Source organism: Fructobacillus parabroussonetiae (genome assembly GCF_018437265.1).
Lineage (GTDB): Bacteria > Bacillota > Bacilli > Lactobacillales > Lactobacillaceae > Fructobacillus > Fructobacillus parabroussonetiae.
This window is the reverse complement of sequence record NZ_JAAMFL010000006.1, coordinates 14752-28034: the sequence shown is the minus strand read 5'-3', so window position 1 is coordinate 28034 and position 13283 is coordinate 14752. Positions and strand designations below refer to the sequence as shown.

Here is a 13283-nt window from a genome sequence, read left to right as displayed (position 1 = left end):
CAGGATTGAATCATGCATTTAAAAAATCCTTTTAAACGAAAAGCAACCTTTCAAATGACCTTTCGACCGGCCTATACCTCGGTCAAGGAAAAGAAAAAGCGCCCACTCTTTTTGCGTATTATGATTTGGACCTTGCTGGCTATCTTAGTTCTTGGAACCAGCGGCTTTTTTGGCTTGGCTTTCTATGCAAACCGCGATCAGATTCAAGCTTCTGGCAAGCCGCTCGATGGTTCGGCCATGACTTTATCGGTGAAGGCCCGTAGCGCCTTAGTGATTGATGCCAATACGGGTCAAGTGCTGGGACAAAAGAACCCCGACCAACAAATCGGCATTGCCTCGCAAAGTAAGATGTTAACGGCCTATGCGATTTTGCAGGGGATTGATAATGGGGACTACCAGTGGACGACGCCGGTTACCATTAGTAAGTCTTCTGATTGGTCCGAAAAAGATACGGCCATGTATGCCCATTTGGACATTCACGCCGGTCAAACCCTGACGATTAAAGAACTCTTTACCGCAATGTTTACGACTTCGGCCAACGATGCCTCCTTGGCCTTGGCCGACTTTGCCAAGAAAAAATCCGAAACACAGCAGGAATTTCTTGAACGTTGGTCGAAGAAGCTGGGCTTGAAGGACACGGTTTGGTATAACGCGGCCGGTCAGGTTAATGACGACGCCTTTGATTACCAGGTTAAGTCCGCAAAGAAGACGGCTGAGAATAAGGCAACGCCAACGGATTTGGCCATGCTGGCCTATCAAATCATCAAGGATTATCCGGATGTAAAGGGCTATTACGAGAAGCGTGGCCTTGTTTACAGCCCCAACGGTGACGAGACCGCTACCAAGATTAAGCTGACGGAAGGTGGAAAGTTCGACCAAGAAATTAAGGGACAGCTGAACAACCCGAAGAACCTGACCATTGAAGGTTTAAAAACCGGGTCAACGCCAAAGAGTGGTGGTGGCTTGACGGGTCTGGTGAAGGATCAAGACGGACACGAGTTTATTACGGTTGTCTCCGGAGCTGGTAAATATACCGACTCAAAGGAACGTTATCAAGTCACCTTGGATGCAGTGAACCAGGTCTTGGATAATTACCGGAACCAGACGGTCGAAGCGGGTCAAAGTCTAGCCGGGCAAAAGGTGACGAAAAATGCCTGGGCGAAGGGTGGTCAGGTCCAGCTAATCACGAAGGAGAAGCGGACGTACTGGTTGAAAAAAAGCGCCAAGGGGTCGGTTACCTTTGCTAAGGTGAAGCGCTACAATAGCCAGTCACTGAGTGACGATGATGTCGTCGTGTCGGTTGCGCCAAACCTGAAGTCCTCTTATCTCTCGGGGGTTAGTTCCTCGGAAAAGAATGTGCCGCTAACGAATAAGGAAATGGTCGAGCAGTTAGACGACAATGGTTTCCGAAAGAATTGGCTGCAATTCTATCAATAAAAAAAATCATGAATGATGACGAAAAAAAGCAGAACCGAGAGGTTCTGCTTTTTTGTTTCAGTTTTTGATTGCTTAGTTATCGAAAACGCCAGCGCGTTCCTTCAATTCAGCTAATTGGTCGTCCAAAGACTGGCTAGCGTCTTCTTTCTTTGCAGCGGCTTGTCCCTTTACTTCTTGGAACTTGCCCTTGCCCGCTTCCGTCAAATCAGCGGCCTTTTGCTTGCTGGCTTCGGTTAAATCCGTTGCCTTTTGCTTTCCGTAGGCCAAGGCTTCTTGTCCCTTTGCCTTACCGGATTCGACAACGTCTTGGGCCTTATCCTTCAAGTCGGCGACACGGTCGTCGTCCTTCAACAATGCGTAGGCCAAAGCCGCGTTACCAAACAATGAAACACCAAGTAAAAAGTTCTTCATATCAGAGACTCCTTTTCCTTCTTCTTTCCTTCATTATGGCCGTGGACTTTGGAAAAGTCAACAAGCGGCAGCAGAATCGACTCGGATAAAAAAGATGCTTTCGCCCTTTTTGCCAGGGGTGAAAATGGTATAATAGAGGTACTTTTAAAAGACAAGAAAGGGACATTCATGATTAGTTTGAAATCACCACGTGAAATCGAAGCCATGCGCAAATCCGGTGCCATCATTGCCGGCATGCACCACATGCTTCGCGATTTGATTAAGCCCGGTTTGGATACCTGGGAAATCGAGACAAAATGTAAGGCTTATATCGAGGACCACGGTGGCGTTCCTTTGCAAATCGGCTTCGAAGGCTTTAAGTACGCGGTGACGATTTCGGTCAACAACGAAGTGGCCCACGGATTGCCTCGCAAGGGCTTGAAGTTGAAGAACGGTGACCTTGTCAAAGTCGACACGGTCGTTGGCCTTGATGGCGCCGTATCCGATTCAGCTTGGTCTTATGCGGTTGGTGAGGTATCACCCGAAGTCAAAAAGTTGATGGACGTTGCGAAGAAGTCCCTTTATTTGGGAATCGACCAAGCGGTGGTCGGCAACCGAGTGGGTGACATTGGCGCAGCCATTCAACAGTATGCAGAAGATGAGATGGGCTATGGCGATGTTCGTCAATACATCGGCCACGGCGTTGGTCCAACGATGCACGAAGATCCAGCCATTCCGCACTTCGGTAAGGCGGGACACGGCCTTCGTTTGAAGGAGGGGATGACCATTACCATCGAACCCATGATTAACATGGGTGGTTGGGAAGTGACGACTGACGAAACCCCAGAAGATGGTTGGACGGTTCGAACGGCTGACGGCTCATGGTCGGCTCAGTATGAACATACGCTAGCCATTACCAAGGACGGTCCTAAGATTTTGACTTCTCAGGATCCAGAAGAAGACGCAAAGTATTTGTAAGAGACATTTCTCGAGATGAGGTGACTATGGCACTTCCAGAAGCTTTCATCGCAAAATATCAAGACCTGCTCGGCAACGAAAGTGGGCCTTTTTTTGCGGCTTTAGAAGGACCCGTTGACAAGGGCTTCCGATTGAACCCCTTAAAGGCCAATCAAAAGCCCCTTTCCCTGTCATTAGAACAGCCAATCTCATGGTCGCCTAATGGTTATTTTGGGCAAGTGGCTGGAAAAAGTATCGATCATACAACGGGGCTGGTCTATTCGCAAGAGCCATCGGCCCAATTTGTAGCCGAGGTCCTGGCCGCTCAACCGGGTGAAAAAGTGCTTGATTTGGCGGCGGCACCTGGCGGAAAGTCCACGCAATTAGCTGGTCAAATGAAGGGACAGGGATTGCTTTGGACGAATGAGATTTTCTTTTCCCGAGCAAAAATTCTATCCGAAAACATCGAACGTTTTGGTGTTCAAAACGCCATTGTTTCTTCGGCTGATTCCAAGGATTTAGCCCAGTTATTGCCGGACTTTTTTGACCGCGTGTTGCTTGATAGTCCCTGTTCTGGTGAGGGGATGTTCCGAAAGGATCCCGAAGCCATCACCTATTGGTCAGAGGGCTACCCACGGGAATGTGCCGAACGGTCGGAAGAGATTCTAGCCAACGCGGTGGCGATGGTCAAGCCGGGTGGGGTACTTGTCTACTCGACCTGTACCTTTGCACCGGAAGAAGATGAGCAGACGATTGCCTGGCTCTTAGCAACTTATCCGGAATTCGAACTACTAGAAATTGACAAAGTCGCTGGATCAGGCATTCAAGATGGCCGACCAGAATGGGCAGACGGGCGTTCGGATCTCACCAAAACCGCACGCTTGTGGCCACAGGACTTAGCAGGCGAAGGACACTTTGTCGCCAAACTGCGCCGAAAAGATGATGAAGAAGAGACGAGACCAGCCATAAAAGGACAAAAGGCCGATCGTTTTTCTTCTGAGGAATCGGCCTTGTTGCAAGATTTCTTGAAGCAAACCGTTCCTGGCCTGGTCGTTGATTCTTCCCGGCTACTGCGTTTTGGCGATCGGGTCTTTTTAATGCCAGTTGACTGTCCGGCCTTTGGTCGCATTAAAATCTTACGGGCTGGCCTTTGCCTGGGTTCTTTTAAGAAGAAACGCTTTGAACCAGACCATGCTTTAGCCTTGGCGATTCAGCCTGATCAGGCGGCACAGACTTTTGCCATTGATGACTCAAGTGACTGGCAGGCTTACATTCATGGCGAGGCATTAAACACCAAGGCGGACTTGCAAAAGGGCTTTGTCTTGATGACTGCCGGCGGTAACGGTGTCGGTTGGGCCAAGTTTGTGAATGGTCAATTGAAGAACTTTTATCCAAAGGGCCTTCGCCATTAGAACGCCCACTTGTTTATAAAAAGGAGAGATGACATGGCATTTCAAAAGCAATTTAAAATCGAGGGGCTTGGTGACTTTGCCATCAGCCCGGCCATTAAGAAATTTACCTTGATGGATTTAGGTTTCATGACAAACAACGCCGGGGCTTTTGTGCTGAAGCGTTCCTTGCAGCCGGATCAGCCGATTGATCAAGCCATTTCGTTGAAAATTGTTTTCCAAAAGGATCTGTCAACTGCCAAAGTCGACGTCGTTGGCGCTGCTGGTGGCCCCGTTGATATTAAAAAGCGGGCGGATAAGGACCAAATGATGGAATTGCTGGCCTTCTTTTTGAAAGAATTAGTGGAACGGCAGGTTTTGGAGCAAGTGGCATGACAACTTTTTACTTTGTACGACATGGTCAGACGGAATGGAACCTGGAAAAGCGTTTCCAAGGGGCCCATGGCGATTCGCCGCTGTTAAAAAGCTCCTATGATGATATGGGGAAGGTGGCGAACTTCTTAAAGGATAAGAAGATTCGACGGGCCTTTTCCTCTCCTTTACCACGGGCGCAAAAGACAGCGGCCACGATTGTTCAGGGATTACCGGACAGCCCAAACCTTTCTTTGCATTCCAACATTGTCGAAGTCGGGCTCGGTGACTGGGAAGGCCAAAAGAAAGACGACGTGGCGCGCGATTATCCCCAGGCCTTCGATACGTATCGAAACCATTTGGAAAACTTTGAGGGGCAGGGCTTTCATGGTGAAGGCTATACGAAGGCCGTGGCTCGTTTCCGCCGTTTTATCGAACAAGTGAGTGCGGATTATCCAGATGATGCGGTCTTGGTTGTTGCCCATGGGCTGATTTTGACTTTTGGTATGACGAATTTGTTAGGGGTACCAAGAGCTGAAATTCGCTCGCGACTGGGTGGCTTGTCCAACACGTCAACAACCACCATCCACACGGCGGATGGTCAACACTTTGATTTGCTTGCTTGGAATCAAACGGATTATTTGGGCAAGGCGCAAGACGCCTCGACCACCATTTAGCATGGGAAAATGGTACAGCTTTGTACCGTACATATTGAGAAGTAGGACGAGATGGCAAGAACGATTTCTGAGGACAATCAAGTAAAGGGTGTGCTGCAAAATGTGATTTTTGCGGCGAAGGATTCTTATTTTAAGATTCTTTCCGTTTCGGTTGAAGAAAATGACTTTGACTGGGACGAAGAAGAACTGATTGTGACGGGCACCTTTGCCTCCGTTAAACCAGGGTCGACCTACGCCTTTTTTGGCCAACTGGTGACTCACCCGCGCTATGGTCAGCAGTTTCAGGCGGCCCGTTATGAAAATCAGGTTGCGACGGATGAAAAAGGCCTGGTGGCCTTCTTTTCATCGGGCGACTTTGCCGGTATTGGAAAGAAAACGGCAGAGAAGCTGGTCGATGCACTGGGTGAAGGGGCACTGGATAAAATCTTGGCCGATAAAACGGTCTTGAACGGCCTTTTAAAGCCGAAGGTGGCCGACAACCTCGTGGAGACGTTGACCAATAACATGGGGCTGGAACGACTTTTTGCCTTTGGCCACCGGGTCGGCCTGTCAGCGGATTTGGCTGGGCGTTTGTTCGACCGTTACGGGGAAGAAGCGCAGCGCATCTTGCAAGAAGAGCCTTACGAGCTGGTCTATGATGTGGACGGTTTGCCCTTTAAAAAAGTCGATGCGATTGCTCGTTCGGCAGGCTTTGATGACAAGAGTCCAGAACGGTTGAAGGCCGGGGTCTTTGCGGCGATTCAGGGCAGTTGCTTTGCCCACGGCCACACCTTCTTAACGGTGGAACAAGCAAGGCAAAGCGCGCAAAACATGTTGGGCGGTGCTTTATTGGAGGGCTCCCAAGACATTGACGCGACCTTGGGTGCTCTCGTTGCAGAAGGGCGGTTGACCTTTTCAGAAGGCGCCTATCAACCAAGAGATTTGGCCTTAGCCGAGCAAACCGTCGCCGATAAGATTCAAGAGCTTTCGGAAAAGCGTTCGGCCATTGAAACGACCTTGCCTGCCATCGATGATGCCTTTGTTGTCCCAGATAATCTGACACTCGATGACGTACAAGAAGAGGCCGTGAAAAAGGCGCTCTCAAGCCAGCTCTTTGTTTTAACGGGTGGGCCCGGTACCGGGAAAACCACGGTCACAAAAACCTTGATCAAAACCTGGGAGGCGCTGGTTAAAAAGCAGGCCAAAGATGGTGGAAAAGACCAGGATTGGCTAAAGGAGCAGCGGGTTCGCCTGGCTTCGCCAACCGGTCGTGCGGCCAAACGAATGACGGAAATCACCGGCTATGAGGCCACGACGATCCATCGCCTGTTAGGAATCTCGGATGGAGACGACGCTGAATTTGATGCCGACAACCCGCTCTCAGGTGGCTTGCTTGTTATCGATGAGGCATCGATGCTTGATTCGACTTTGGCGGCCACGCTCTTTTCGGCCATTCCAAAAACGATGCATGTCGTGCTGGTGGGGGATGCGGATCAATTACCATCGGTGGGGCCTGGAAACGTCTTGGCTGATCTGATCAATAGCCCGGCTGTTGACCACGTTGCCCTCCAGCGGATTTACCGACAGGGGAAGGGATCGTCGATTTCGACTTTGGCTTCGGCTATTAATCAGGGACGGTTGCCAGAAGACTTTGAAGAAAAGCAAAAGGATCGTTCGACCTTCTTGACCCGGACGGCGCAGGTGCCATCCGCGGTGGGACAGGTGCTTTCTTCGGCCATTAAAAAAGGCTTTACAGCCGATCAAGTCCAGGTTTTGGCTCCCATGTACAAGACAGCGGCGGGGGTGAATGCCTTAAATCAGCTCGCACAGGATCTGTTCAATCCGGTCAAACCCGGTCAAAAGACGCTGCAATATGGCGATACCGTTTTTCGTCTCGGTGATAAAGTCTTACAGCTAGAAAACGACAGTGAGCGTGACATCTACAACGGGGACATGGGTGAAGTTGTCGCGGTCCACAATCAATCGGATAAGGGTGTTTCTGCCGATGCCCTGGTGGTCGACTTTGCCGGCCAAGAGGTCTGGTATACGACAAAGACCTTGAACCAATTGACTTTGGCCTATGCAACCACGATTCACAAGGCACAGGGGAACGAGTTTAAGCTAGTGATTCTAGTCTTGAGTTCCCAGTTTAAGATTATGTTGAATCAAAACCTTGTTTACACGGCGATTACCCGTGCCAAAGAGGCCCTTGTGATGGTTGGCGACTACGATGCCTACCAGTATGCGGCCGAACATGAGGTGCCTCGACGCCAAACTAAGTTAGCGGCACTGATTGCAGGGGATGTTCGGACGCAATCTCAGTTGGAAAAGCCGGTAGCCAAGCGCCCAAAGAAGCCGGTGGATGCCAAGCTTGCTCCTGCCAAGTCAAAAGCAACAGCCGAAAAGGGCGACTTTGAGAAAGAAGGGGCCAAGCAAGGTCAGCAAAAGCCTTTGAAAAAAGGTCCTGAAAGTTCAATCAAGCCGAACAGGACTGAAAATGAAAAGGCCATGCTGGACGATACCAGCCTCACGGTTGCCCATTTAACAGCCGGCATTGATCCACTGATTGGCATGGACGACCTAAGTCCGGCTGATTTTATGCCAGCAGTGCGTTGAAATTTAGTATAATGTAAGTAGTAAAGACTGTTTGCAACGAACAGTCGCAAGAATGAAGAAACCGCCTGGAGCCAATATGACTGCTAATCCAAAATTTCGTCTCTTTGATTTAGGAATTAACCCAGCATTCTCTGAACAAGTCGCTGAACAAGTCGGCGTTCCATTGTCACCCGTTGACATTCGGACTTTTGCCGACCGCGAAATCTACGAACGAATCGTCGACTCCGTTCGTGGAATCGATGTCTATGTGATTGCACCGATTGCTGATCCGGTCAACGAAAACTTCATGAAGTTGATGATTTTCATTGATGCGGCCAAGCGGACTTCCGCTAAGTCCATCAATGTGATTATTCCCTACATGGGTTACGCCCGTTCGGATCGTAAAACACGGTCACGAGAACCAATTGTGGCCCGCTTGATTGCCGACATGTTGCAGGATCAAGGCATTAAACGGGTCATGACCATGGATTTGCACACGGCTCAAGTTCAGGGCTTCTTCGATATTCCAGTCGATCATTTGATTGCCCTGCCCGCACAGGTTGACTACCTCGAAAAGAAGGGGCTGGTCGGCCAAGAGGTGGTTTGTGTTGCTTCAGGACCATCGACTTTGAAGCTAGTGCAACGCTTGGCTTCGGCGATTGACAGTCAGTGGGCCATCATTGATCAGGAGCGTTATTCGAATCAGCCGGCCCGGGTGACGGGAAACGTTGCCGGAAAGCATGCCATTATTGTGGCGGACATGGTTGACACTGGTGCGACAATGATGAAAGCAGCTTCGGCTTTGAAAAAGGCGGGCGCGGGAGAAATCGCCGGCCTTGCCACCCACGGGGTCTTGTCGGGTCAAGCCTCAGAAGCCTTGCAAGCCTCTGATTTGGACCGCTTAATGATCTCGGATACCGTTGCGATTCCAGAAGAAAAGCGGTTTGCAAAACTCGAAGTGATTTCCGTTGCCTCGCTATTCGCCGAAGCCTTGAAGCAGGTGATTGAGCACAAGTCACTCGCCCAAGTTCTCCTGCCAAAAGAGGAGCGGGAGGCACAGTGATGAGAGAACATGAATTATTAAGCATTGCTTCGCCAGAATGGTCAGCAATTGGCGATGAGGACGGCATTCGCTGTTCGCAGTATGGTGCCTATTTTGCCTTTTCATCCGATGGCGCTGGTCAGTTCAGCCTCTTTTTCGATGCGGACTACCCCGAAATGACCTGGACACTGACCATCGACGGTGAAAATCAAGCGCCTTTGTCGGTTAATGGTCGTGAACTAACCGTGATGCTCCTTGCTGGCAAACACGATTATCACTTGACTTTGGACCAGTGGGCAACGGGTCAGGTTGCCTTTTGGCAAAGCGGCTTAACAGTTAAGAAGGCCGCCTTTACGGGTGCCGGCGAATTGACCGCTACTTTGCCAACGTCAGCCGAACAAGAAGTCCGACCTTATTTGACTTTTGTGGGGGATTCGATTGTCGCAGGAGAAGCTATGACGGGGGCTGCCCACGACCGGCACCGCCCTAGTCAGTCCTTCCCAGCCATCGTTGCACGAGAAAAGGGCCTGCCCTTAAATCGAATCGCCTATGGCGGGACCGGATTGACGGCTGCCGCACCATTCCAGGAACCAAAGGCGATTGACGCCCTTTGGCGAGTGGGTGAAAACATTGCAAGACGACGGGTTCGAACAAAACAAGTGGTGGTTGCCTACGGTTTGAACGATGGGCACTACGGAGCTTCTGAAGAAGACTTTGCCTTTGGCCTACGTGTCTACTTGTTAGAGTTAGTCAAGCGTTTCCACCAAGCGCATTTTTACGTGTTGACGCCCTGGAATGGGCAATTTACCGACATTTTCAAAGCAGAAGCCGCCCGCTTTGATTGCTTTACCGTCATTGAGACGACGGATTGGCAGATTCCAACCAGGCCACACCACCCTGGTTTAGCCGATCATGAACGAATCGCTGAGAAACTGATTCAGATTTTATAGGAGGAAGTTTACATGGTTTACCAAGCAGCAGAAGATCGTTACGAAAAGTTGCCCTATCGGCGCGTGTCCGACTCTGGGTTGATTGTACCAGCCGTTTCCTTTGGACTTTGGCGAAATCTTGGGGATACAATGCCTCTGGAAAATTCTCGCAAAGTCATTCTGAAGGCCTTTGATTCTGGTATTTTCTCCTTTGATAATGCCTTTAACTACGGGCCCAATAACGGAACGGCGGAGGAAACGTTTGGTCAGGTCTACAAATCTGATTTGAAGCCCTACCGAAACGAGTTGGTCATTACGACAAAGGCCGGCTATCACATGTGGCCGGGCCCTCTTGGCGAATTCTCAGGTCGAAAGACGCTAGTGAACGCCTTGGACACTTCCCTTGAAAAAATGAACCTGGATTACGTTGATATCTTTTATGCTCACCGTTTTGATCCAAACACCAACATGGAAGAAACGGCACGGGCCCTGGATCATTTGGTGAAGCAGGGAAAGGCTTTGTACGTCGGGGTATCAAACTATACGGCCGAACAAACAAAGGCCATTGCTGAAATCTTTAAGGATTTGGGAACGCCTTTCATCGGAAATCAAGTGTCATACAATATGTTGAACCAGCAGGAAAAGGAATCCGGTTTGTTGGATATTTTGGATGAACACCACGCCGGACTCTTTGCCTATGGGCCCTTGGCGGAAGGCTTGCTGACGGATCGCTATTTGAAGGGGATTCCAGCCGACTTTCCAATCCATAAGACCAACGGCTTCTTGTTTGATGACGGTCGTGACGCTTTGGTTGCTAAGTTAAACGCCCTGAATGAAATGGCTAAGAACCGCAATCAGACGCTTTCACAAATGTCGCTTGCATGGTTGCTTCAAGATCAGCGCGTGGCATCCGTGATCATTGGGACTTCTTCCGCGGACCATTTGTCAGATAACCTTGAATTCACCAAGAACCTTGACTTTACGGCGGACGAATTAGCGGCCATCGAAAAGATTATTAAGGGATAAAAAAAGAACCGATTCTTCGGTTCTTTTTTCTTTTCCTTCAGAAACCCTTGAAAAAGTCGCTTAAAACGTTAAAATAAGGAATATACCAATTTTATATTAGGAGGCGTCGTGATGCTTAAACTCTATACTCGCAAGACATGTGCCGAATGCGCAGCAACTAAGCTTTACCTGAAGACACGGAAGGTGCCATACGAAGAGGTTTCCCTGGATCAGCAACCGGACTTGTATGATCGCTTTAAGAAAGAGGGGAAGAAGCGGACGCCAATCGTTGAATCCTCCGTTGGTGATTGGCTTGGCTTTTCACCTAAGAAATTAAACGAATACATCAAAAGTATCTAAAAAAGGCTCACGAGTGCTGAGCCTTTTTTTCGATTAAACGTGAAGGGCGATAAGCGAGTGAGAACGCAGCAGACTATTGGGTGAAGAGCCCAGTTCTTTGATTGGAATTGCTCGCTGCAGTTTTCGATAGTAGTCAAGCCAATGGGGTAGAATTGTTCCGTTTGGACCAAATTGGAGCGGCTCTTCTTTAAAGACTTGCTCGTCGGAAAAGGCCCTAGTGACCAGTTGCGAACAATAGAGGCCGGGCCCATTTTCAAAGAAGCCGTGATTGTATGGCTGGCCAATGAATTGCCGTGCACGTTTTACAATAGCTGTGGGATTTCTTGGCCCATCCTTCAGCCGATAAAAGTCAACGAGGCCTTCATGGTCCTGTAAAAAGCTTGTCAAAGGGCGTTCAACAGCGCCGCTGTCAACTGTTGCTTCGATAACCGTCAGTTGCCCTTGCTCATGGACGACAAGGGCGACGTGAACGTAACCCTTTTCTTCTGCTTCGACGGTGCTTTGATTAATGGCTTCGTCGAGTGCTCTTTTGCTGGGCCGAACAAACGCTAGGTCGGCGCTTTGTAATGCTGTCATGGCAGTTTTCCTCTCTTCTTAGCATAGCAGAGGATTAGCCGAAAAGCTGCCCTTTTTTACGTCAGCTTTTCTACCAAACACAATGGCGTGACGGAAGAAAAGCGAGTACAATGGATAGATGTGAGTAAGCTTTAAAACGATTAATTCAATTGGAGAGTCGTAAATGGAAAAGAAATTAACATGGCGGCAAAACCTACTGATGGTGTCCTTAATTTTTGGTATGTTCTTTGGTGCCGGGAATCTGATCTTTCCTGTCCACCTGGGACAACTAGCCGGTGCTGCATGGGGACAAGCCACCTTTGGCTTCATCTTATCAGCTGTCCTACTACCATTACTGGCCCTGGTCGCGTTGGGTGTGACACGGTCGAGTTCGGTCTTTGACCTCATTAAGCCACTCGGCCCCCGTGTCTCAATTGTCTTTGTTGTGATTTTGCACTTTTGTTTAAGTCCCTTGGTGGTGGCCCCCCGTACAGCGACGGTGGCCTATTCTTTTTCAATCGCTAACTGGTTACCAGAAAGTGCGCAGCAACTGGGCCTCGTCATCTTTTCCTTAATTTACTTTATCTTGGTTTACTGGGCCTGTTTAAAAGCCGATTCGATTACGTCGGTCATTGGTAAGTATCTGAACCCGGCCTTCCTCATTCTCTTAGCGGTGGTCTTTGTCTTGGCCCTTGTTTGGCCAATGGGTGATTTGCGCCAGCACGTGACGTCGGCCTATCAGTCAGCCCCTGTGTTGTCCTCTGCAATCGAGGGTTATAACACGGTTGATGCCTTAGCTTCGCTTGTTTTGGGCGTAGCCATTGTGCATGCGATCGAAAACATGGGCTATCACAAGCCGGCTCACGTTGCTAAAATCATCGTTAAAACGGGAACTTGGGCTCTGATTGGCCTGTCCTTGGTCTACGTCGGTTTGATTATGTTGGGTGCCAGTTCGCTTGGTAAGGAAACGATTTCGGCCAACGGAGCGATTGCCTTAACCCAAATCATGATGAACTACTTCGGTTCCTTTGGCCAGGTCTTCCTAGCCGTGATGGGACCGGTTGCCGTCTTTACCACGGCGATGGGGGAATCATCTTCGATGGCACATGACTTTCACAGGGCCTTTCCGAAGGTTTCTTACGAAGGCTGGTTAGCGCTTGCTGTCGGTTTGGCCTTCTTGGTTGCCTTGTTGGGCTTGGATAAGATCATTGCTTGGGCCGTTCCGGTTCTGCTGATTATGTACCCAGTAGCCATTACCTTGGTTTTGCTAAACCTTGTTTCGCCCTGGTTGGGTCGGACGAAGGCCCTCTTCGAGTGGTCAATTGGCTTGACCTTGATTGGGTCAATCGGTGATGGCTTAACTCAGGTGCCTTTTGCAAAGGCCCTTGGTGGCTTTGTTAGCTATAGCCAAAACGGTGTTGAGCACCTTGGCTGGTATCAAGAACACGTCTTTATGGCTTCACACGGCTTCTCCTGGGTGCTCTTTGCTATCGCAGGATTGGTCATTGGTTTAGCCGTTCAATTCATTAAAAAGTCCCCATCGGTCGATGCCATTGAGGCGAAGTAAGTAAAAAAAGCTGCCCATTCGGGCAGCTTT

Annotated in this window: 13 protein-coding genes; 11 read left to right on the top strand and 2 right to left on the bottom strand. The window is 49.5% G+C overall.

Going from position 1 to position 13283, the window contains the following annotated elements; all coding sequences use genetic code 11:
* Nucleotides 1-12: 12 nt before the first annotated feature.
* On the top strand, nucleotides 13-1437 hold the full coding sequence (locus tag G6R30_RS03740) for a D-alanyl-D-alanine carboxypeptidase family protein (protein ID WP_213821603.1): 1425 nt from the start codon (nucleotides 13-15) through the stop codon (nucleotides 1435-1437).
* Between the two features lie 72 nt (nucleotides 1438-1509).
* On the opposite strand, the gene G6R30_RS03735 is transcribed toward G6R30_RS03740, so the two are convergent.
* Nucleotides 1510-1848, bottom strand: a complete 339-nt coding sequence (locus tag G6R30_RS03735) for a hypothetical protein (RefSeq protein WP_213821601.1) — start codon at nucleotides 1846-1848, stop codon at nucleotides 1510-1512.
* A 168-nt stretch (nucleotides 1849-2016) separates the two neighbouring features.
* Between G6R30_RS03735 and map the strand changes: the two genes are divergently transcribed.
* The 9 genes from map to G6R30_RS03690 all read left to right on the top strand — a co-directional run bounded on the left by map (nucleotide 2017) and on the right by G6R30_RS03690 (nucleotide 11131).
* Nucleotides 2017-2805, top strand: coding sequence for a type I methionyl aminopeptidase (gene map / locus G6R30_RS03730; RefSeq protein WP_213821599.1), 789 nt, complete (start codon nucleotides 2017-2019; stop codon nucleotides 2803-2805).
* Nucleotides 2806-2831: 26 nt separating this feature from the next.
* Complete coding sequence (locus G6R30_RS03725) at nucleotides 2832-4196, top strand: RsmF rRNA methyltransferase first C-terminal domain-containing protein (RefSeq protein ID WP_213821597.1); 1365 nt, start codon at nucleotides 2832-2834, stop codon at nucleotides 4194-4196.
* A gap of 33 nt (nucleotides 4197-4229) precedes the next feature.
* Nucleotides 4230-4568: a cysteine desulfurase gene (locus G6R30_RS03720; protein WP_213821595.1), complete on the top strand. Its 339-nt coding sequence runs from the start codon at nucleotides 4230-4232 to the stop codon at nucleotides 4566-4568.
* Nucleotides 4565-5221: a histidine phosphatase family protein gene (locus tag G6R30_RS03715; protein WP_213821593.1), complete on the top strand. Its 657-nt coding sequence runs from the start codon at nucleotides 4565-4567 to the stop codon at nucleotides 5219-5221. The genes G6R30_RS03720 and G6R30_RS03715 overlap by 4 nt, the downstream gene beginning before the upstream one ends.
* Nucleotides 5222-5272: 51 nt before the next feature.
* A complete protein-coding gene (gene recD2 / locus G6R30_RS03710; RefSeq protein WP_213821591.1) occupies nucleotides 5273-7816 on the top strand; it encodes an SF1B family DNA helicase RecD2 in 2544 nt (847 codons plus the stop codon).
* Between the two features lie 76 nt (nucleotides 7817-7892).
* Nucleotides 7893-8858: a ribose-phosphate diphosphokinase gene (locus G6R30_RS03705; RefSeq protein WP_213821589.1), complete on the top strand. Its 966-nt coding sequence runs from the start codon at nucleotides 7893-7895 to the stop codon at nucleotides 8856-8858.
* Nucleotides 8858-9787, top strand: coding sequence for an SGNH/GDSL hydrolase family protein (locus G6R30_RS03700; RefSeq protein WP_213821586.1), 930 nt, complete (start codon nucleotides 8858-8860; stop codon nucleotides 9785-9787). The genes G6R30_RS03705 and G6R30_RS03700 overlap by 1 nt, the downstream gene beginning before the upstream one ends.
* 12 nt (nucleotides 9788-9799) lie before the next feature.
* Complete coding sequence (locus tag G6R30_RS03695; protein WP_213821584.1) at nucleotides 9800-10792, top strand: aldo/keto reductase; 993 nt, start codon at nucleotides 9800-9802, stop codon at nucleotides 10790-10792.
* A 111-nt stretch (nucleotides 10793-10903) separates the two neighbouring features.
* The gene (locus tag G6R30_RS03690) at nucleotides 10904-11131 is read left to right on the top strand and encodes a glutaredoxin family protein (protein WP_213821582.1); all 228 of its coding nucleotides are present in this window, start codon (nucleotides 10904-10906) and stop codon (nucleotides 11129-11131) included.
* 33 nt (nucleotides 11132-11164) lie between these two features.
* Here G6R30_RS03690 and G6R30_RS03685 read toward each other — a convergent pair whose 3' ends face one another.
* Nucleotides 11165-11707 (bottom strand): YiiX/YebB-like N1pC/P60 family cysteine hydrolase, encoded by a 543-nt coding sequence (locus tag G6R30_RS03685; protein ID WP_213821580.1) that lies wholly within the window; start codon nucleotides 11705-11707, stop codon nucleotides 11165-11167.
* A gap of 163 nt (nucleotides 11708-11870) precedes the next feature.
* Between G6R30_RS03685 and brnQ the strand changes: the two genes are divergently transcribed.
* Nucleotides 11871-13253, top strand: a complete 1383-nt coding sequence (gene brnQ, locus G6R30_RS03680) for a branched-chain amino acid transport system II carrier protein (protein ID WP_213821579.1) — start codon at nucleotides 11871-11873, stop codon at nucleotides 13251-13253.
* The last annotated feature ends 30 nt before the right edge of the window (nucleotides 13254-13283 follow it).